Below are 20,910 nucleotides of genomic sequence, written 5' to 3' on the forward strand. Positions count from 1 at the left end.
AATGCTGGAGCCCTCGGCTTTTGAAGGGATCGCCTGCCCTTCGCCTCGGGACGCATGAAGCCGCGATAGCGGGCAACGGGAGTCTGCATCCATGTTCGATCATGTCTCGATTGGCGTCAAAAGCCTGGAAAGATCCCGGCAATTCTACGATGCAGCGCTAGAACCCCTCGGCTACGAGCGGCTGACGAATTTCGACGGAACGGTCGGATATGGCGCGGAGCGGGCGCAATTCTGGGTCAGCCAGGTGGAACATCCGGTCCCGGCGGATCGCGGCTCCGGCCTGCATTTCTGCTTCGTCGCACCCAGCCGCGAAGCGGTCGACGCCTTTTACGCCGCCGGGCTCGCGCAAGGCGGCGAAGACAATGGCAAGCCGGGCATCCGGCCGGACTACAGCCAGTTCTACTATGCCGCCTTCGTCATCGATCCCGACGGCTACCGTCTCGAAGCCTATTTCCAGACCGGCCTATAACAACCGCCGCACAACGGGCAACATCTGATCGACGCTCCGCTTTCAACAGCGGAACTTCGGTCGTGGCACCATTCCCGCACCATATTCACTAACTGCTTGATGTTTCAGGCTGGCGTCAGGCTTCTGCCGTAAGTGCATGGTCGATGGGGATTGTCAGTGCCGTTGCGCAAGACGTCAGCGAAATTCCGTCACACCTTTGCATTCGACGACGGAAGGCGGCGTTTCCTGATGTATGATGATTATGTTGCGTATCCGAAACGCGCGGCGTCTCTCAGCAAACCCATCGCATCATTTATGGCGCTCTTTGCGCTCTGGTGGTTGCTGCTGCTTGTTTTCAACAGATTTCCCCAGATCGATCTTTCCGTCGCCCAGAGCGTCTTTACCGATGCGCCCTGCCCTTCGAGCCATCCGGTGGGTGCAGTCTGCGGCATGTTCGCCTACGACAGGAATGCGCTCTTCGCTTTCATGCGCGCCGTCACGCTCGTCCTGCCCTATATCGCAATCATCGTCTTGCTCGCGCTCCCGATCCTCTCCTGGAAGCAGCGTGGACCGCTTTGGCGGACGCCGAAAATCGACCAGTGCATCGCCGCGCTGGTATCGGTGGCGCTCGGCTGCGGCCTCCTGGTCAACCTGATCCTGAAAAACGTCTCCGGCCGACCGCGTCCCCGTGGGACCGATCTTTTCGGCGGAACGATGAGTTTCGTCCAGGCGGGCTCCTTCGCGGGCAAATGCCTCAGGAACTGTTCCTTCATCTCCGGAGAGGCGTCGTCAGCCGGATGGCTTCTCTGTCTCATCCCGCTGCTGCCACCACGTTGGCGCCTGCCGATGGGCGTGCCGCTTGCCGTTATATCGATCCTGATGCCGGCCATGCGCGTCCTCACCGGCGCCCATTACCTGTCCGATGTGGTCCTTGGCTGGCTTTCGTCGCTGGTGATCTTCGCGGGCGTGCTGTCCCTCTTCGAGCTCTTCGGCTCTTCTTCAGCCGGCCTTGGGCAGAAGGCGTGATCGGTCGTCCCTCGATTTTCCAGCACCCGCGGCCGTTACCGCCTTGCGGATCCGAGCCGTGAGTTCGGCAAGCCCGAACGGCTTGACGAGATAATCGACCGCGCCGATGCTTAGTCCGGTCATCTGATCGGAAATCTGGTCATAGGCTGAGAGGATGATCACAGGGGTCGTTCCGACCCGCGTTCCCATGGATTTCAACAGGTCCAGGCCGCTGCCATCCGGCAGGCGCAAATCGAGAAGAACCACGTCGTAGCGGCCTCTGGCTACCGCCGTCTTCGCCGAGCCAAGGTCCATCGACCAGTCGACCACAAACCCCTCCGCAAACAGATGATCCTGCACGGCGTTGCCGATGGTAGCATTATCCTCGACCAGTAAAACCCGCACGGCTGCTTCCTTATTTAAGAAAGGAAAGCTATGATCGGGATTGCTGACGGCGACCTGAACTCCACTTAACCGTGCGACAAAAAGCGCGGACAAGCGGAATCGACCAACGCTCAGGCGGACGTTATTCAGGTAAATGTCAGGAACGGCGGGCATGGTCTTGCGCTCAAACAGTCTGAGCCGCGTCCCGCACGTTGCGTTGTACAGCATTCCCGCTCTGTTCAGGGGAATGCCCTGGAGAAAACCGTTGAACAATAAAAACACTCGGCCTGGCGGACGAAGCGTCCGACCAGCCATCGGCAGCGTCACTCTTTGCCTTATAGCTACCCTTTATATTCTTCTTGTGACAAACCGGATGTTCTGGACCAAGGCTTACGGCTATTTCCTTGCCGAGCCCGCCGCCTTCGCTGGCTTCGTCGTCGGCATCTCGGCCGTCATCATGGCGCTCTTTACGTTTTTCTCCGCCAAATACGTCACCAAGCCGATCCTTATTTTCTTCGTTCTCGTGGCGTCGGTGTCCTCGTGGTTCAACGACCAGTTCGGCGTGATCATCGACAAGGAGATGATCCGCAACGCAGCGGTATCGACGGGCGCCGAGGCCAGTCACCTGATCACCGTGCGCTTCGTGACGCATGTGCTGTTGACGGGCGTCCTTCCGTCCCTGGTGATTGCCTGGGTGCGTATCGTCCATCGCCCCATTCTCAAGAAGCTTGCCTATAACACTGCCGTCATTCTTTCCTGCGTCGCGATCTTCATGGTCGCCGGCATCAGCTTCTACAAAACCTATGCCGGCGTCGGCCGAGCACATCGCGACCTCCTGGATACCCTGAACCCGGTCATGCCGATCAACAGCGCCGTTCGCTACGTCATCGATTCCGGCCGGAACGCAAACGTCGTCGCAAAGCCTCTAGGCACGGACGCCCGTAGGGTTGGCGCTGTCGACAACGGCAAGCCGCGCGTGACGATCATCGTCGCTGGCGAAACAGCGCGCGCGCAGAATTTCTCGCTCGGCGGCTATGGCAAGATGACCAATCCCGAGTTGGCTAAACAGAACATCGCCTATTTCCCCAACACCACCAGCTGCGGAACGGCAACGGCGACATCAATCCCCTGCCTGTTCTCCGTCTATACGCGGGGGCAATATAGTCATCGCAAGGGACTGGAAACGGAGAACCTGCTTGATGTGCTGACCCATGCCAAGGTCGACGTAACCTGGCTGGACAATGACACCGGCAGCTACAACGTCACCGACCGCGTTCCCTACACCTACCTACCGACATCGGCCGATCCCCGCTTCTGCAAGGAAGGCGAGTGTCACGACGCAATCCTGGTCGACAAGATCGACAACTGGCTCGACCACATCAAGGGAGACAGCGTCCTCGTGCTGCACCAGCTTGGTAGCCACGGCCCGGCCTACTACCAGCGTTATCCCGAGGAATTCCGCCGCTTCACGCCCGATTGCCGGGCCAATGATTTCGGCAAATGCTCGCAGGAACAGATCAACAATGCCTATGACAATACGATCCTCTACACGGATCACATCGTCTCGGCGGTCATTGATAAGCTTAAGCAGCGCTCGGCCACGGTATCGGGAGCCGTCATGTATTTCTCCGATCACGGCGAGTCGCTCGGCGAGAACGGCATCTACCTGCATGGCGCCCCGTATATCATCGCACCGCCGGAGCAGACGCATGTGCCATTCCTGGTCTGGATGGCCGACGATCTGGCAAAAATCGGCGGCTATGACATGCGCTGCGTTGCAAAGCAGGCTGCCGAAGGCACTCACTCGCACGACAACATCTTCCACAGCGTCCTTGGCATGATGGATATAGCAACGAAGGTATACGATCCCAGCCTCGACGTGTTCGCCGCTTGTCGCCTGCCGGCGAATAAGTTGGCGCAGCTGAATTGAAGTCTGTCAGTCCTTGCTGAATTGCGGTCTCGCTCAGCCGAAACCGCAATTCCTTTCTTCCAGCACATCGGCGATACGCCCCGCCCGCGCTATAGCCATATCTAATTCTTCGAACGAACCCCTCGAAACTTTGCGGGTGGTTCACGCTCGGAAATGTAGCTACATGCCTCTCGAACACCATGGCGATAGGCAACGGACAAAATCATGACGGCAAACACGGTCGAATTCGGGCTCGATACATTCGGCGACGTCACCCATGACGAAAGCGGGAAAGCGGAATCCCACGCACAGGTCATCCGCAACGTTATCGAGGAAGGCGTGCTCGCGGACCAGCTCGGGATCGATTTCTTCGGGATCGGCGAGCATCACCGCGAGGATTTCGCCGTCTCTTCACCCGAGACCGTCCTTGCCGCCATCGCCGGCCGCACCTCGCATATCCATTTGGGATCGGCGGTCACGGTTCTCAGCTCCGATGACCCAATCCGCGTCTTTCAGCGTTTTTCGAGCCTGGACGCGGCATCGAACGGACGTGCCGAAGTGATCCTCGGCCGTGGGTCCTTCACCGAATCCTTCCCGCTCTTCGGCTTCGAGCTGTCGGAATATGAAAAGCTCTTCGAGGAAAAACTCGATCTTTTCGCCGCCCTGCTCACCAACGAACCGGTGACCTGGAAAGGCAGCATCCGCCCGCCGCTCAGCAATCAGCAGGTCTTCCCGACGATCGAGAAAGGTCACCTGAAGACGTGGATCGGCGTCGGCGGCAGTCCGGCTTCGGTGGTGCGCGCCGCACAGTATAATTTGCCGCTGATGCTGGCGATCATTGGCGGCAGCCCCTACCGCTTCCAGCCCTATATCGATCTCTATCACAAGGCATTCGCGCAATTGGGCGGGACGGCTCAGCCGATCGGCATTCATTCCCCCGGCTACATCGCCGACACGGACGATCAGGCGCGCGAAGAACTCTGGCCCTGCTACAAGGTCATGCGCAACCGCATCGGCCGCGAGCGCGGCTGGCCGCCGGTGACACGTGAGGAATTCGAAAACGAGATCGAACACGGCTCGCTCTATGTCGGCTCGCCCGAAACGGTCGCCGCCAAGATCACGCCGGTGATCAAGACGCTCGGCGTCAACCGCTTCCAGCTGAAATATAGCACCGGTGCGCTCAGCCACCAGAAGCTGATGCACTGTATCGAGCTTTATGGCCGGGAAGTCATCCCCGCGGTGCGGGCGGGATTGGCGTAACACTCTCCAACCTCAACTGCCGTGCCTGATCGACCGAAAAGCATGGTTGCGTCCACTTCGGCTCGGCGCAATCATCGGAATCCTGTTGCCGTGCGCTGTAATGAGCACTACATTCATCCATGTCGGTAGCGTATGCTACCATTCGATAGATGGAAGCATCAGCATGACAATGGATGCACGATCGCAGCCGCAGCGTAATTTTGACGCCCGGATTCTCGCCGCGATCGAAGGCCTTGCACCGGCTGAACAGCGCATGGCCCGCTTCTTCATCGATCAGAAGCAGGCCGTGCTGTTGAATTCCGCCGCCCAGATTGCCGAGCTTGCCGGCGCCAGCGACGCAACGGTGGTGCGAACCGCCCGCGCGCTCGGCTTCGAGAGCCTGTCTGCGCTGCGCGCGGCGTTGCTTTCGGAGCTGACGGGAACTCCTTCGCCCGGCAATCGGCTGCAGCGGACGCTCGCCGAAACCGACGGCGACGCCGCCGGTATCCTTCACCACATCATCGGCATTCACGAAACTGCGCTCGAAGTTCTGAAGCGCCCGGAGATTGCGGCAAGCTTCGCGCGCGCCATCGATATTCTGGCCGGAGCAAACCGGCGTCATGTCTTCGGCATCGGCCCTTCGGGCGCGATGGCGGATTATGCCAGCCTGCAATTCAACCGCATCGGCCTGCCCACCTACCCGCTATCCGCATCGGGCATCGCTCTCGCCGACCGACTTCTCTGGCTCGGCAAGGGCGACGCCATCCTGATGATGGCCTACGCGCCGCTTTATCGCGAAGTCGAGGTCGTGCTTGAACAGGCCAGCCAGCATGACGTTCCGGTAATCCTCATCAGCGACGATCTCGGCCCTTTGGTCTCCGACAAGGTGGCGGAAATCCTCTCCATCCCACGCGGCAAGGCCGATCATCTCGCCATGCATGCCGGCACCATGCTGCTGATCGAAGCGATGATCGTCGGGCTCGCCGGACACCGCCGGGAAGCCGCTTTCGACAGCCTGAACCATCTGAGCACCCTGCGCGGCTCCATCGATAAAGCCTGGAGCAAACGCGGCACGAAAAGAAAGAAATAGCATGCGGAATCAAACCCCTATCCGCCACTCAGGATTCGTTGCATGAATAGCCTCACGCCTATCCTCTCCACCTTGACGGCTTCCTTCCTCGGCTCGTTCGTCGAGGTGGTCGAAGCCTTCACCATCGTCCTTGCCGTCGGGGTCACCCGCAGCTGGCGCCCGGCGCTGATAGGTGCTGCGCTCGCGCTCGCCTTGCTGGCCGTTCTCGTCCTCGTCTTCGGGCCGCTGCTGGCGCTGATCCCGATCCATACGATGCAATTCATCATCGGTGTCCTGCTGATTCTGTTCGGCATGCGCTGGCTGCGCAAGGCCATTCTGCGCTCGCTCGGCGTCATCGCCCTGCATGACGAGGCGGCCGCCTTCACCAAGGAAACGGCTGCCCTGCGCCAGCAATCCGATGACAAGCGCGCCGACTATCTCGCCGGTCTCGCCTCCTTCAAGGCGGTGCTGTTGGAAGGTGTCGAAGTGGTCTTCATCGTCATCGCCGTTGGTGGCGCCCATGGCATGACGCTCTATGCCGGTCTTGGGGCGCTCGCCGCCTTCGTCCTGGTCATGCTGGTCGGCCTTCTGGTGCATCGCCCGCTCGCCACCGTGCCGGAAAACACGCTCAAATTCGTCGTCGGGCTGATGCTCACCAGCTTCGGCATCTTCTGGACCGGCGAAGGCATCGGTGCGGATTGGCCGGGCGAGGACCTCGCGCTGATCGCCATCTTCGCGATCGTCTCGCTGGTATCCTTCATCATCGTTCGCAGCCTGCGCGGCTCGACCGGCAAACCCGCCGCAAAGGCAGCCCAATGAGCATCCTCCGTATCGCCCTGTCCGAACTGATCGGCATGTTCATCGATGATGGCAGCCTCGCGACCCTCTGCCTGATCCTGGTCCTTGCGATCGCGGGAGCCGTCGAATTTCTGTCCCTGCCGCCGCTTGCCGGCGGGGTTCTCCTGCTCGCCGGATGCCTTGCCATTCTGGTGCACAGCGTTCTGCGTGCCGTAAAACGATAGAATCATCACTCCCCTGCAAACCATTGGTATGCAGGGGAAATCAAGGAACTCTCTGCGAGCCGATTGCCATCCCTGAGCGAGACGATAGCCGCCCTGTCCCTCGACAGACCGTCTGGCAGATGCGAAGAAGCTGGAGCATTCAGCGCGATCGAGAGGCATTCAGATGAGCAGTGCGTATCCGGAGATCTATCTGGTCCGGCATGGGCAGACGGAATGGAGCTTGTCCGGCAGGCATACCGGGCGAACCGACATTCCCTTGACCACTACCGGAGAAGAGGCCGCCCGCAAGGTCGCAAGCCGCCTGCCCGCCGTCGACTTCGCCGCCGTCTGGTCGAGCCCGTCGCAGCGCGCCAGGAACACCTGCGCACTGGCCGGCTTCGGTGACGCCGTTATCATCAAGGACGATCTGGCGGAATGGGATTATGGCGCCTATGAAGGCATCACCACCAAGGACATTCAAGCACAACGTCCCGGCTGGGAGATTTTCCGCGACGGATGCCCAAATGGCGAGACGGCAGCCGATGTCGGCGCACGGGCAGATCGGATCATCACCCAGCTTCGCGAGATAAACGGCAACGTCCTGATCTTCTCCAGCGCGCATTTCCTGAGGGTCTTCGCCACCCGCTGGATCAGCCTGCCGCCGGAAGACGGTAAACGCTTCGTGCTCGACACCACCAGCATCAGCACTCTCGGCTACGACCACGACCTGAGCGAACCCGTTATCCGCCGCTGGAACCAGATCTAATCGTTCGTCCGGCGGATAAAAATCGAGCGGCAACTAAGCCGCTCGATCAATATTACCCGTCAGTATGAATAGCCTTACCAGGCCGTCAGCCCCAGGAGCTTTTCACCCAGCGGCGTCAGAACCGCCGTCTCGGCATTATGCTTTTCCCATTCGCGAGGATCACCCGGAAACGAGTCGCGCTGCGGGTGATCGCGCTCGCGCCACAGGCGGATGCGTTCCTCACGTTCGGCAACATCGTCGAATTCGGCCGGATGCATGGAAATATACTGTGCCATGCGCACGCGGTTTTCCGCATGGTTTGGACGAACGCCGTGAGCCAGCAGCGAATTGAAAATCATCAGGTCGCCCGGCTCCATCTCGATATTGACGACCGAAAGTCCCGTCATGTCGGGATGCATCGGATCACGATCCGCAGGCTGCGTCTTCTCCCACTCCTCGAAACGCTCGAATAGCTCCGGCACGCACTGGAACCCGCCGACATCGCCGTCCTGTTTCTTCAGGCTCAAGACACCCTGCACGCCGATCGGCAGCGGACGGCGGGATGTATCAACGTCCCAATGAATGAAGCCGTTGGGATTGCCCTTGAGCTTCTTCGGCGCATTGAGATTGGCGCGGTCGATCGTCACCCACAGATCTTCGCGGTCCCATATATCGACGAAGACATCGTAGATGCGTTGTTCCATGCGGTTGTCCCAGAGCGCCTGGTGATTATAGATCTCCAGCATGCCGGTATTGTTGAGTTCCTTCATCTTGTGCTCGCGGCGCTGCGGCGCATACCAGGTCGACGGATCGTTGGGGTCCTTCTCGTCGAATGCCCAGAGCACATCAACGAGCCGCTCGACATTGGCCTGGGGCACCGCCTGCCGCACGATCACGTAGCCCTTGGTGATCCAGTGCCGCCAGTCCTGCTGCGAAAGAACCCGTAATGGCAGCGTCTTCTTGATGTCCTTCAATTGCGTCGTGACCGAGGAAGCGGTCGGATGAGCGTCTCGTTTCAGGGCTTGTTGCATATGGTCCTCCCATCGGATCGATGCCTGTCATTTCAGGCGACGACCAATCTGTAATGGGATGCACACCGCTCGTGTTGCCCTGCTCCGGCAATTTCTGATACTATTCTGGCTTCTATAGTCCTATGAGCGCCCGATGAGACCCTATCTTGAAGTATTGCAGCGCTCGCCCGAGGCATCGTGGAGCATGCTCAACCGGCGGCTTGACGACGCCATTCCCTTCCAGTGGCACCATCATCCCGAATTCGAGCTCACCCTCACGCTGAACTCGATCGGCCAGCGTTTCATCGGCGATCACAGCGGCAATTACGACGACGGCGATCTCGTGCTTGTCGGGCCGAACCTGCCGCACACATGGGCTTCACGCGCCAAGATCGACCAGCACAAACCGCATGTCGCACTTGTCCTCTGGTTTCATCGCGATTGGTTGTTGCCGATAACCGGCGGTGCCGTCGAGTTTCGGCCGATCGAGACAATGCTGGAGCGGGCCGATGGCGGTCTGCATTTCTCGAAAGAGACAGCACAGGCAGTGCGGCTGGAATACGAAGCCGTCTTCGACAAGCCGCCGGTGGAGCGCCTGTTGTCGCTCTTGAACATCCTTGCCAGAATTGCCGAGGACCGGCAGGCAACGCCGCTTGCAAGCGCGCCGGGCCAATCATCGGAACTCAAGGAAAGCCGCGAGCGCATCGACCGCGTGCTGACGCATCTACATCTCCACTATGCGCGCGCCATCAGCCTGGAGGAATTGGCCGATATCGCCGCGCTCAGCGTTTCCGGCCTGCACCGCATGTTCCGCCGCCACACCGGCACCGCCATTTCCGACTACCTAACGCGCATGCGCATCGGCGACGCCTGCGCTCGCCTCTCCTCCACCACTCACGCGATCCATCACATCAGCGATGCCGTCGGCTATGACTCCATCGCCAACTTCAACCGACAGTTCAAAACCCTGAAGGGCATGACGCCACGGGAATACAGAGCATTGTTCGTCAGGCGGTGACCGGCGAAACTCGAAGCAGCCTGGCAATCCTTGCCGCCGCCGCATCCGCCGCCTCGGGCGGCATGCGCGCAATGCCAAACAGCAGGCCCGGCCTTGGCGGGCCGAGGTGCAGGGTCGACATGGCCCGGAGCGCAAACCCCTCCGCGTTGATCCTTCGCATCGCCGACACATCGTCGGCGCCCGCATCCCGGAACCAGGTGGCCAGTTGCAGCCCGCCGGCACCCTCGCCCACATCGAGCCAATCGTCGCAATGGCGGCGCAGCGCTGAAACAGTGGCCGCCATGCGTGCGGCGTAGACCGTGTTCATATGCCTCAGATGCGCGCGGAAACGGCCGTCACGGATGAAATCGGCAAGCGCCGCCTGAATATGAATGGGGACGACGGCTCCTCTCAACAGCTGTGCGGCCGTAACCTCCGGCACGAGCCAGGGCGGCACGACCGCATAGGCAACGCGCAGACCGGGAGCGAGCGTCTTCGAGAAGGTGCCGAGATAGGCAACCACTTCGCCGCGGTCGATGCCCTGCAGGGCGGCAATCGGGCGCGACGCATACTGGAATTCGCTGTCGTAATCGTCTTCCAACACGACCGAACCGTTGGCGCGGGCAAATTCGAGCAAGGCCAGACGGCGCGAAAGGCTCATGGTCGCGCCGGTCGGATATTGATGCGAAGGCGTGACATAGATCAGTCGCGGCGGCGGGCCGGCGGCCTTGGCGATATCGATGCCCTCGATATCGCAGGGCACCGGCACGAGGTTCGCGCCCGCCATCCGCAACAACGCCTGTGCGCTCCCGTAACCGGGTTCCTCCATCCAGGCGATAGCACCATCCGGGCGATCGGATCGCAGCAGGACGCGCGCCAGGAGATCGATGGCCGCTCCGGTCGAGGGGACGATGATCAGCTGTTCAGGGCGGGCGATCACGCCGCGCGTGGTGGAGATGTGCTCGAGGATCGCCTCGCGCAACTCGCGAATGCCGCTATGGGCGCCGTAACCGAGATCGTGCACCCGGAGCGAGCGGCCGCGAGCGCCGAGATACCGCGTCCAGGCGGCATGCGGAAAGGAGGCGACATCCGGCACGCCGGATTTAAACAAGCCGTCGGAGGCGGCCTCGATCGCTGGCGGCGGGCTGAGGGGAGATGGCTCCGCCTGCCCCTGCAAAGGTGGCGTTGCGAATTCAGCGACGCGGGTCGCCGCCCCCGTCGTCGACTGCAGATAGCCCTCGGCCTTCAGTCGCTCATAGGCATTGACCACGGTGGAGCGCGCCACGCCAAGCGAGACCGCCAGCCTCCGTGTCGACGGCAGCCGTTGTCCGGCGGGCATCTGTCCCTGGAGGATGCGGTCCCGCATCAGACGATAGACCTGCCCCTCCAGATCGCCCGAGATTCGATCGAGCGCCGGCCATTGCGCGACTGATGTCATACGTCCCAAACTGGTCTGCTTTGAATATAAAAACTGGATATTTATCCCATACCTCTTTGGCGGCAAAGATCAAGGCGACACCAACGAGGAAACCCATGGCCGATCTCTCCCCGCCGCCCACCGCAGACTATCCGATCACCGAACGCACGCGCGTGCGGCGCGAACATCATCGCGGCAGCCATGCCCATGCGGATGTCCACGCCATTCTGGACGCCGCCCCGCTCTGTCACGTCGGCTATGTCATCAACGGCGCACCCTATGTGACGCCGACGCTGCATTGGCGCGAAGGCAATCACGTCTATTGGCACGGCTCCGCTGCCAGCCGCTTTCTGCGCGCGGCGGAGGATATGCCCGTCTGCCTCACCTGCAGCATCATGGACGGCTACGTGCTCGCCCGCTCCGCCTTCTACCATTCGGTCAACTACCGCTCCGCCATGGTCTTCGGCAAAGCACGCCTGCTGGAGGACGCCGAGGAGAAAGCCGATGCCCTGCGCCGTTTCGTCGAGAACCTGTTCCCCGGTCGCTGGGACAGTCTGCGGCCGATGACCGGCCAGGAGGTGAAAGCGACATCCGTGCTGCGGATGGAAATTGACGAGGCAACCGCCAAGGTGCGCAAAGGCCCACCGGGCGATGCCGACGAGGCGGATGTTCCGGTCTGGGCGGGCGTCTTGCCGGTGCGCAGCCATCTTGCTTCAGCTGAAGCCGCGCCGGGATTGCTCGACGGAATAGAGCTACCCGAACCACTGGCGGCGCTGATACAATCAGGCCGGCTTCGATAGACTACCCTCGCAGTTGATACCAAAGGACTTCGACATGGATCTTACGAATTGGAACGGTGTGCCGCGCCCGGAACGGATCACCCTGGAGGGCCGCTATGTCCGCCTGGAACCGCTCGATACCGTGCGCCACGGCGCCGACCTCTTCGCCTCGGCACAGGCGCCCGGCGCTGATGATCGCTTCCGCTACCTGTTCGAGGACGCCCCCGCCGATCTCGCCACCTTCACGCCCTGGCTCGAAAAGGCTGCGGCCAGTACCGACCCGCTGTTCTTCGCGACGATCGACAAGCGGACGGGACAGGCCGAAGGCCGTCAGGCATTGATGCGCATCGACCCCGCACATGGTGTCATCGAGATCGGCAGTATCCTCTGGGGGCCGGCAATCGCCCGCAGCCGCGTCACCACCGAGACGCTCTATCTCTTTGCCTCCTACGTCTTCGACACGCTCGGCTATCGTCGCTTCGAGTGGAAATGCAATAATCTCAACGAGCCGTCCAAACGCGCCGCCGAACGCTTCGGCTTCACCTTTGAAGGCATTTTCCGCCAGCATATGGTCGCCAAGGGCCAAAACCGCGACACCGCCTGGTTCGCGATGATCGACGCCGACTGGCCGCGCCTGAAGGCCGGCTACGAGCGGTGGCTGAGCCCGGAGAATTTCGACGAGGCCGGGCAACAGAAGAGCAAGCTGACGTTCGGCTAGAGCAGCTTTCGGAAGTACACCACGCGTTGGGTTTCCTCGAAACCCAACGCGTGGTGAAAGGCATGGCTTTCGACATTATCAAGTAGCGCATCCGAAGCAAATTCCCGGCATCCGGCAATGCGTCCCCAATCGGCAACGGCGCGGCAAAGCAATTGCGCTGCGCCCTGCTGCCTGTACTCCCGGCGTACATAAATGCCCTCGAGGAAAAGCACCGGAGAGGTCTTGCAGCCGTTGACATAATCATGCCGCAGCGTCGCCTCGGCAAACCCCACAACGTTACCCGTCCGATCGCAAGCAACGAAGGCTATAGCGTTTTCTTTCGTGAGAATTTGCATCAGCTCAGCACGATGATGCTCCGTCGAGCTATCCGGCCAGAGTTCGCCGCGCAGATGCAGCCATGCATCCTGATGTTCGAGACCGGCTTGCTCTATTCGCATCGACCCTGCCCATCCTTTGATAGATTTAGCCGCAATGACACTCCCCCAGCTAGGACGTTTAAAACGCGCTTTGCATCACGAGCCAATGTTCTGTCTCGTGAATTCTGAATTTGGAAGGAATGTCCAACGACGACACCTATGTTTGCTATCAGAATAGCTTCCCCATAAGACTTCGGCTGTAAAGGCCAAATTCTGGCGGCAGAGTAACGTTGAAGACTGCGTCAGCAACATATCAAAACAAAAACGCGTCGTTTTCGCTCAAGTTTTCCCTTTCGTGGACACAATCATCGCGGTACATATCGCGCATATTCAAACGCCAACCCACCAGATGACAATTCGAGGACAATGGCATGACGTTTCAAAACAGTTCGCGCCTTTACGCTGCTGTTTCATCCCTGTTGTGGCCAGCCATCTTTTGTGCCGGCCTGACAGGTTCCTATTTCGCCTTTCAGTCCGATATGCATCTGCTGTGGTTCAATGTCACTTATTTCTCGATCGTGGCGATCATCGCGCTCTTTGAGCGGCTGATGCCCTATGAAGAGACTTGGCTGGAAAGCGATGGCGAGACATTCAACAACATCGCACACTCGCTCTTGAGCAAGGGCGGCGTGCAGATTGCCGCAGCCATCGGCACGTCATTCCCGATGGCGGTGGCGACCGTTGCGCAGCCGTTCCTGAGCCACAAGGCGAATATCTGGCCGGAGCAATGGCCGATGGCTCTGCAGGTCGTACTGGGGCTCGTCATCGCCGAATTCGGCCTCTATCTCGCCCATCGCCTTGCGCATGAATATCTGTCGCTCTGGCGCTTCCATGCCCTGCATCACAGCGTCGAACGGCTGTGGGTCATCAATACCGGACGGTTCCATATCATCGACTCGCTGTTCAAGATCGCGCTTGGCCAGATCCCGCTCTATCTGCTCGGCGCGCCGCTGCCGGTCTTCCTGTGGATCGGGGCGGTCACGGCCTTTATCGGCCTTCTCACCCACTGCAACATCGATGTCCGCACCGGCCCGCTCGACTGGGTCCTGTCGACGCCGCGCCTGCACCGCTGGCATCACTCGAAGATACTGGCCGAGGGCAATACCAATTACGGCGAGAACCTGGTGATCTGGGACCAGATCCTCGGCACCTATTATAATCCGCCCCGCCCCTCCTCCACCGACATCGGCATCACCGGCAAGGTCGCCGACAGTTTCCTCGCCCAGCTCGCGCAACCCTTTTCCAAAAAGGGTGCCAAGCAGATCATCGGCAAGAAGCCGAAGGAATTGCGGGACAAGGAAGAACTGGCTGCCAGAGCCGCCGCCGCACGCAAACAGGCCGACGCGCCAATCCGCAAATCAGGCTGAAAGGCACGCGGAGCGGGTCAAATTTCCGAATGGATATGCTAGGATGAAATAGCCTCGGCGCTCCATCCGCTGCCGTGCGCAGGCGCGTAAACTGCGTCCACGGAAATTGGCTCGACCCAATTCGATGTGCCGCCGACGCACGTAAACCTATTTCAAATCGAGAAGATATTGTCATTTAACGTGTATTGAAAAAGGCACCCTACGGGGTTACCTATCCCTCGCAAATTATTGACCATGAAAGATTAGGAAAACTATTGAAATGGAAGGGAGATTTACCACAGATCATCTCAAGCAACTCCATAGAATATTTTTCACGTCTCGTGAAATTGACAGACTTGAACGAGAATTCATTAAGCAAGGCATAGCACACTTTCATGTTTCCGGCGCCGGACACGAGTCGACGGCGCTCCTGAATGAATTCCTTCACGACGACGACTGGCTGCATCTGCACTATCGCGACAAAGCCCTGATGCTGGCGCGCGGCATGCCCATTCGTGAGTTCTTCTCCAGCCTTCTCGCCACGGCCAACTCCCATTCCGCCGGCCGGCAGATGAGCGCGCATCTTTCCTCCCGCGCTCTCAACATCACCTCCATCGTCGGCCCGGTCGGCAACAATGCACTTCACGCCGTCGGCGCCAGCGCGGCGCTGAAGCATAGACCCGGTATGCCGATCGCCATCTGTTGCGTTGGCGACGGCACCACGCAGCAGGGCGAGTTCCTCGAAGCCGTCGCTGAAGCCGTACGTGGCCAGTATCCGATCGTCTTCGTCGTCGAAGACAACAGCTTCTCCATCTCGACGCGCACCAAAAAGCAGACCTTCTTCGATCTTCCATCCGGACCGGCCTCGTCCTTCTACGGCCTCGACATCATCCGCGCCGAAGGCGACGATTTGCCGGCCTCGCGCGAAGCCTTCCGCAAGGCCGTCCGCCACAGCCGCAACAACCGCACGCCGAGCCTTGTCGTTCTCGATATGGCACGTCTGACCGACCACACCAACGCCGACGACCAGAAGACCTATCGCACGCAGGATGAGATCGAGAACGCGGCTTATCGCGATCCTCTCATCAATTTGCGAGCCGCCCTGCTGAAGGCGGGCATCGACGACGCCGCGCTGGAAAAGATCGAAAAAGACCTGACCGCCGAAGTGCAGGCGGAAGCCGCGCTTGCCCGCAAGGAGGATGCGCCAAAGGTCGAGCCGGAAGCGAAAGCACCCTATCCTGCCTCCTTCGACAAGGCAGCCGAATATCGCGGCGGCGCCAGTGCCGCGACGCTGACGATGCGCGAGGCGCTGAACGGCGTGCTCGACAAGCAACTTGCCAACAATCCGGATGTCGTCCTGTTCGGTCAGGACATCGAGGACCCCAAGGGCGACGTCTTCGGCGTCACCCGCGGCCTCAGCACGAAATATCCCGAGCGCGTCTACAATGCGGCGCTGAGCGAATCGACTATCGTCGGCACCGCCGTCGGCCGCGCCCTTGCCGGTCAGCGCCCGGTCGCCTTCCTGCAATTCGCCGATTTCCTGCCGCTCGCCTACAACCAGATCGTCTCGGAAATGGGTAGCATGTTCTGGCGCACCCAGGGCGCGTGGGAATCCCCCGTCATCCTGATGGTGAGCTGCGGCGGCTACAAGCCCGGCCTTGGACCATTCCACGCGCAGAGCTTCGAGAGCATGCTGGCCCACACGCCCGGCATCGACGTCGTCATGCCCTCCACCGCGGGCGATGCTGCTGGCCTGCTCAATGCCGCTTTCGAATCCAGACGCCCGACCGTCTTCCTCTACCCGAAGGCCGTGCTCAACAATTCCGACGGCCGCACCTCCACCGATCTCGACCAGCATTTCGTCCGCCCTGGCCTGTCGCGCTATATCGCCCGCGGCCGCGACCTGACGCTGGTTACCTACGGCAACACGGTTTCGCTCTGCGCCAAGGCGGCAAGCGCTTTCGAGACCCAGGGATTTTCGGTAGAGGTCATCGACCTGCGCTCGATCTCGCCTTGGGATGAGAAAGAAGTGCTCGCCAGCGCCAGGCGCACCAAGCGTCTGATCGTCGTGCATGAAGACAACCGCACGGTCGGCATGGGCGCCGAAATCGTCGCCACCGTCTCCGAAAAGGCCGACGTGCCTGTGGTCGTCCGCCGGCTCGCCCGCTCGGACTCGCATGTTCCCTTCAATTTCGGCAACCAGCTGGAGACGCTGCCGTCCTACAGCAAGCTGGTCGACCTGATGGCCGAGGTCCTCGAATGTGAGGTCACCTGGCATGAAGAAGACAAGTCTGGCCCGACGGCCGCGATCAAGGCGATCGGCTCCGGCCCCGCCGACGAAAACGTGCTGGTGACCGACCTTCTGGTGAAGCCGGGCGACACGATCGAGGTCGGCCAGCTCGTTGCCGTGGTCGAGGCGACCAAGGCTTCGGTCGAGATTTGCGCCAATATCGGCGGCGTGGTGCAGGAAGTCTTCGTCAAGATCGGCGATCAGATCGCCACCGACAGCCCGCTTCTGACCGTGGATGCCGACCGCGACCTCAGCGAGCGCAATTTCGCGCTTGCTTCCGAGGTCCAGAACAAGTTCGTGCTGCGCCGCCTGAAGTCGCACGCCATTCCGGCGCTGCGCCGCCATTCGGGCAACTTCACGGAAATCGCCGTCAGCGGCATGGGCTTTGCGACCGGCGCCCGCCGGGTCACGAATGAAGAGATCATCCATAACTGGCCGAACCGGCGCGCAGAGGAAATCTTCGCGCTGACAGGCATCAAGAGCCGTTACTGGGTCGGCCCCGGCGAAAGCACGCTGAGCCTGGCGACCAAGGCCGTTCGCGACCTTCTACACCAGACCAATACGACGATCCATGACATGGACCTCGTCATCGCCGCCACCGGCACGCCCGATATCTCCACGCCGTCGCTCGCAAGCCGCGTTGCTGTCGCTGTCGCCGAAGACGGCGTGCGGCCATCGCTTGCCGCCTACGACATGGGCGCCGCCTGCTCCGGCTATCTCTACGCCCTGCAGCAGGCCTATGACTTCATCGCCCAGCAAAACGACGCCAAGGTGCTGATCGTCACCTCCGAGGTGCTGTCGCCGCTGCTCGACATGAATGATTTCTCGACCGCCATCCTGTTCGGCGACGCCGCCACCGCCTGCCTGGTGACCAGCCGCGACATGGCGCGCAATCCACTGTTCGCGGCTAGCCGTCCAGTCATCAGCGGCCGTCCGGAACCGGGCGATCTCCTCTACGTGCCACTGCCGGACAAGGGCGTCATTTCCATGAACGGGCGCTCGGTCTTCACCGAGGCCGTGCATTCCATGTCGCGCTCGATTGAGGACGCTTGCGTTGATGCAGGGCTGGAGCTTGCCAATCTCGACCTTCTGGTGCCGCATCAGGCCAACCAGCGCATCATCGACACCATCGCCAAGCGCAGCGGCCGGCCGGCGCTAAGCGTCATCGAAAACTACGGCAACACCAGCTCATCGAGCATCCCGCTCGCCATGATGCATGTCGCCAAGGAACGCGCCGAACCACTCAACCTCGGCCTCGTCGCCTTCGGCGGCGGCATGACCTCGGGCGCGGCCATCGTACGCACGATCAAGTAGCCGCAAACGGTTCTTCACATCGGTAAAAGACAAAACCCCGGAATCCGCAGAGGATTCCGGGGTTCTTCGTAAGGTTTACAAGCCGGTGTGGATTATGCCTTGGGGCGGTTTCTCAGCGCCTCGGCTTCGGCATAGAACTTCTTTTCCCATTCCTTGTGATTATCGAGGCCCTCCTTGATGAACGGCGTGAAGATCGCCAGGTTCATCAGTGCCCAGTTGACGATGCGGGCCGGGAATTTCAGCGGCTTGACGAAATCGACGAAGAGGACGACGCGGGTCTTGTCCGTGTGGTTCCACGCCTCGTGTTCATAGGCATCATCGAAAATCAACGCCTTGCCTTCTTCCCAGTGGCAGATCTGGTTGTCGACGCGGATTGCAATCTGGTCCTTCGGCTCCGGCACGATCAGGCCGACATGCAGGCGCAGCACGCCGTTATAGGGGCCGCGATGGGCAGGCAAGTGCTTGCCCGGCTCGAAGATCGAGAACATCGCCGTGGTCAGCCCGGGGATCTTCTGCACGGCGGCCCAGGTGTTCGGGCAGGCCTTGATGTTCTGCTCGGACTTCACGCCGAAACCGAGAAGGAAGAAGGTCTTCCAGCGGCTGTCCGTTGAAATCGTCTTCACATCGGTGGAAATGTCCTGGAAAGTCGGCAGCTCGCTCTGGCGCAGCAGCACCTTTTCCAGCTCGGCGCGGATCGCGGGATAATCCTTCTCGATCTCGGCCGCCCAGGGGAAGGTGGCGGTGTCATAGACCGGCGGATTGCCGAGCTTGGCGTATTTCAGATTAAGGCTTTCAGCCCAGGCGACAACGCCCATAAAGAAACGTGTCACCGCGCTTGGGCGGTCCATCGGTGCAATGCCGGTTGTAGCAAAGGTCTGTTCCGGAGCATTCCGCTCGGTGGTGGTGGGAGCTGGTGCGCTCAAGGTGCTCTCCGTCATGTCTGTCTGCGTAGGGGTTATTTGGGGAGGGATTTTATCTCAGGAGAATCTGCGTGGGGATCTTGGAGTGGCAACAGGCCCGACAACGTCTGCTTTGCCTGGCTACCCCGATCGACGCCCGACTCCTTTGTTATGTAATGATCACAATAGAAGGTTATATGAGTTCATTAGTCGATTTTCGCAAGTGTATCCGTTCGCAGGAGCGGCGCTTTGTCGCGCGCATTTTTATTGCCTGTTTCCCGCGGATATCGGCTCCGGAACCGGCGGAAATACGGCCGAGCCCAAGCTTTTTTCCATAATGATTTCACAATTCTGCGAGCTCACGGTTCCTCTCGCTTCGTCTTGGCGTCCAGCAGGGAACGGATCGACAAACCGGACGGGATGCCGCCGCCAGCAGCGCTCTTCACGATACCGATACGCTGCGACAGATAGATGCTCGTGTGGCCGCTGCAAACGTAGGCAAGGAAGCAGGCGACGGCGAGATAGACCGTATGCGTCGCGCCGAAGAGTTCGATGCCCATGATCATGCAGGCAAGCGGCGTATTGGTGGCACCTGCGAAAACCGCGACAAAGCCGAGTGCTGCAAAGAGATCGATCGGCGCACCGAGAATGGCGGCGATGGCGTTGCCGAGTGCCGCGCCGATGAAGAACAGCGGCGTCACCTCACCGCCCTTGAAGCCGGCGCTCAGCGTGACGACGGTAAAGACCGCCTTCCAGAACCAGCTCCAATAATCGACGCGCGCCGCGTCAAAAAAGCCCGGGATCGTCGCATCGCCCGGATTGGGCGACCAGACGCCGAGGCCGAGATATTCGCGGGTACCGAGCGCGTAGACGAGGCCGAGCAGCACGATGCTGGCAATCGCCGGCCGCAGTGGTGCGTAGGCACAAACCCTCTTGAAGGCGGCCGACGCCATATGGGAAATCTCGCTGAAGCAGCGTGCCATCAGCCCGAAGAGCACTCCGGCGATACCGACTTTCAGAAGCAGCAGCGCATCGAGGTGGAAGGTGCTGGACGGCGTGCCCGCCAGATAGGCGATGTGATACTGGATGTGCTCGATCCCCCAGGCATGGCAGGTCCAGTCGGCGGCGATCGCCGCCACAAGAGAAGGGATCAACGCTTCATATTGCATGCGACCGATGGTCAGCACTTCGAGCGCAAAAACTGCACCTGCGATCGGCGTGCCGAACACCGCGCCGAAGCCGGCGGCGATGCCGGCCATCAGCAAGATACGGACCTCCGCATGGCTCAGCCTGAAAAGCCTGGCGAAAGCGCTGGCGATACTGCCGCCGAGCTGCACCGCCGTGCCCTCACGCCCCGCCGAACCGCCAACCAGATGCGTCAATACGGTCGAGACCAGAATGAACGGCGCCATGCGCAGCGGCACGCCACCGCCAGGCTCATGGATCTGCTCGACGATCAGATTATTGCCACCCTCCGCTCCCCGGCCGAAGCGTTGATAAGCCAGCACCATCAGAAAACCTGCTGCCGGCATCAGGAATATCAGCCAGGGATGGTCGAACCGCGCCTGCGTCGCCCGATCGAGGCTCCAGAGAAACAGCGCACAGAGCGACCCGACCACGGCCGCCATCGGCACCACGAGGACGATCCATTTGAATATGCTGCGCAATTGCTGGAAACGATGATGAAAAAACTCGGATGCCGACATCAGTTCGCCCCTCCCGGAAGACCAGCGGCGGTCCTGACGGGGACAAGGATCATAAAACAAAATTGGGATAACAGCAGGATTGCGAGCACGACTCTACTCCTTCGCCCCACCGGGCACGTTGAGTAGGAGTCATCAGCTTCCCTGAAAATTCAGAGCAGCGGTTCGGCCACCATGGCCCGGCAGAAATCCATTACCGTTGGATTTTCCATACAGATAAG

The 20,910-nt window shown here is 60.5% G+C and carries 19 protein-coding genes and 1 riboswitch; of the genes, 13 read left to right on the forward strand and 6 right to left on the reverse strand.

Annotated features, from left to right (window positions below; genetic code table 11):
- The first annotated feature begins 91 nt into the window (after positions 1–91).
- Both EX00_RS09330 and EX00_RS09335 read left to right on the forward strand, forming a co-directional pair.
- Positions 92–469 (forward strand): VOC family protein, encoded by a 378-nt coding sequence (locus EX00_RS09330; protein WP_047456579.1) that lies wholly within the window; start codon positions 92–94, stop codon positions 467–469.
- A gap of 228 nt (positions 470–697) precedes the next feature.
- Positions 698–1,474: a phosphatase PAP2 family protein gene (locus EX00_RS09335; RefSeq protein ID WP_047456581.1), complete on the forward strand. Its 777-nt coding sequence runs from the start codon at positions 698–700 to the stop codon at positions 1,472–1,474.
- Here the strand turns inward: EX00_RS09335 and EX00_RS32220 are convergent.
- Positions 1,448–2,164 (reverse strand): response regulator, encoded by a 717-nt coding sequence (locus tag EX00_RS32220; protein ID WP_309546360.1) that lies wholly within the window; start codon positions 2,162–2,164, stop codon positions 1,448–1,450. The genes EX00_RS09335 and EX00_RS32220 overlap by 27 nt on opposite strands.
- Between EX00_RS32220 and EX00_RS09345 the strand changes: the two genes are divergently transcribed.
- The 6 genes from EX00_RS09345 to EX00_RS09370 all read left to right on the forward strand — a co-directional run bounded on the left by EX00_RS09345 (position 2,085) and on the right by EX00_RS09370 (position 7,821).
- Entirely contained in the window at positions 2,085–3,767 is a 1,683-nt protein-coding gene (locus EX00_RS09345; RefSeq protein ID WP_309546361.1) for a phosphoethanolamine transferase, read from the forward strand. The two genes, EX00_RS32220 and EX00_RS09345, sit on opposite strands and share 80 nt — an antisense overlap.
- A gap of 204 nt (positions 3,768–3,971) precedes the next feature.
- A complete protein-coding gene (locus EX00_RS09350; protein WP_047456585.1) occupies positions 3,972–5,006 on the forward strand; it encodes an LLM class flavin-dependent oxidoreductase in 1,035 nt (344 codons plus the stop codon).
- 163 nt (positions 5,007–5,169) lie between these two features.
- Positions 5,170–6,075: a MurR/RpiR family transcriptional regulator gene (locus tag EX00_RS09355; RefSeq protein WP_052210693.1), complete on the forward strand. Its 906-nt coding sequence runs from the start codon at positions 5,170–5,172 to the stop codon at positions 6,073–6,075.
- A gap of 42 nt (positions 6,076–6,117) precedes the next feature.
- The gene (locus tag EX00_RS09360) at positions 6,118–6,873 is read left to right on the forward strand and encodes a COG4280 domain-containing protein (protein ID WP_047456587.1); all 756 of its coding nucleotides are present in this window, start codon (positions 6,118–6,120) and stop codon (positions 6,871–6,873) included.
- The gene (locus EX00_RS09365) at positions 6,870–7,076 is read left to right on the forward strand and encodes a hypothetical protein (protein WP_047456588.1); all 207 of its coding nucleotides are present in this window, start codon (positions 6,870–6,872) and stop codon (positions 7,074–7,076) included. The genes EX00_RS09360 and EX00_RS09365 overlap by 4 nt, the downstream gene beginning before the upstream one ends.
- A gap of 163 nt (positions 7,077–7,239) precedes the next feature.
- Positions 7,240–7,821, forward strand: coding sequence for a histidine phosphatase family protein (locus tag EX00_RS09370; protein ID WP_047456590.1), 582 nt, complete (start codon positions 7,240–7,242; stop codon positions 7,819–7,821).
- A 74-nt stretch (positions 7,822–7,895) separates the two neighbouring features.
- On the opposite strand, the gene EX00_RS09375 is transcribed toward EX00_RS09370, so the two are convergent.
- Positions 7,896–8,831 (reverse strand): phytanoyl-CoA dioxygenase family protein, encoded by a 936-nt coding sequence (locus EX00_RS09375; protein ID WP_047456592.1) that lies wholly within the window; start codon positions 8,829–8,831, stop codon positions 7,896–7,898.
- Positions 8,832–8,964: 133 nt separating this feature from the next.
- Here EX00_RS09375 and EX00_RS09380 point away from each other — a divergent pair, with 133 nt between their 5' ends.
- Complete coding sequence (locus EX00_RS09380) at positions 8,965–9,828, forward strand: helix-turn-helix domain-containing protein (RefSeq protein ID WP_047456594.1); 864 nt, start codon at positions 8,965–8,967, stop codon at positions 9,826–9,828.
- On the opposite strand, the gene pdxR is transcribed toward EX00_RS09380, so the two are convergent.
- Positions 9,818–11,245: a MocR-like pyridoxine biosynthesis transcription factor PdxR gene (gene pdxR, locus EX00_RS09385; protein WP_047456596.1), complete on the reverse strand. Its 1,428-nt coding sequence runs from the start codon at positions 11,243–11,245 to the stop codon at positions 9,818–9,820. The two genes, EX00_RS09380 and pdxR, sit on opposite strands and share 11 nt — an antisense overlap.
- A gap of 95 nt (positions 11,246–11,340) precedes the next feature.
- Between pdxR and EX00_RS09390 the strand changes: the two genes are divergently transcribed.
- Both EX00_RS09390 and EX00_RS09395 read left to right on the forward strand, forming a co-directional pair.
- Positions 11,341–12,024 carry a pyridoxamine 5'-phosphate oxidase family protein gene (locus EX00_RS09390; protein WP_052210694.1) on the forward strand — a complete coding sequence of 228 codons (684 nt, stop codon included), beginning with the start codon at positions 11,341–11,343 and terminating at the stop codon, positions 12,022–12,024.
- A gap of 34 nt (positions 12,025–12,058) precedes the next feature.
- Complete coding sequence (locus tag EX00_RS09395; RefSeq protein WP_047456598.1) at positions 12,059–12,721, forward strand: GNAT family N-acetyltransferase; 663 nt, start codon at positions 12,059–12,061, stop codon at positions 12,719–12,721.
- Here the strand turns inward: EX00_RS09395 and aac(6') are convergent.
- A complete protein-coding gene (aac(6'), locus tag EX00_RS09400; RefSeq protein WP_047456600.1) occupies positions 12,718–13,158 on the reverse strand; it encodes an aminoglycoside 6'-N-acetyltransferase in 441 nt (146 codons plus the stop codon). The two genes, EX00_RS09395 and aac(6'), sit on opposite strands and share 4 nt — an antisense overlap.
- 350 nt (positions 13,159–13,508) lie before the next feature.
- Here aac(6') and olsE point away from each other — a divergent pair, with 350 nt between their 5' ends.
- The gene (gene olsE, locus EX00_RS09405; protein WP_047456602.1) at positions 13,509–14,504 is read left to right on the forward strand and encodes an ornithine lipid hydroxylase OlsE; all 996 of its coding nucleotides are present in this window, start codon (positions 13,509–13,511) and stop codon (positions 14,502–14,504) included.
- Positions 14,505–14,763: 259 nt separating this feature from the next.
- Complete coding sequence (locus EX00_RS09410; RefSeq protein ID WP_047456604.1) at positions 14,764–18,087, forward strand: thiamine pyrophosphate-dependent enzyme; 3,324 nt, start codon at positions 14,764–14,766, stop codon at positions 18,085–18,087.
- Positions 18,088–18,179: 92 nt separating this feature from the next.
- Here the strand turns inward: EX00_RS09410 and olsC are convergent, their stop codons facing one another.
- On the reverse strand, positions 18,180–19,025 hold the full coding sequence (gene olsC / locus EX00_RS09415) for an ornithine lipid ester-linked acyl 2-hydroxylase OlsC (RefSeq protein ID WP_080761224.1): 846 nt from the start codon (positions 19,023–19,025) through the stop codon (positions 18,180–18,182).
- 320 nt (positions 19,026–19,345) lie between these two features.
- A complete protein-coding gene (locus EX00_RS09420) occupies positions 19,346–20,692 on the reverse strand; it encodes a voltage-gated chloride channel family protein (RefSeq protein WP_047456606.1) in 1,347 nt (448 codons plus the stop codon).
- 116 nt (positions 20,693–20,808) lie between these two features.
- Positions 20,809–20,896, reverse strand: a riboswitch (Fluoride riboswitch).
- Positions 20,897–20,910 lie beyond the last annotated feature (14 nt).

Origin of the sequence: Martinezella rhizogenes (genome assembly GCF_000799715.1) — a bacterium.
Classification (GTDB): Bacteria; Pseudomonadota; Alphaproteobacteria; order Rhizobiales; family Rhizobiaceae; genus Rhizobium; species Rhizobium rhizogenes_C.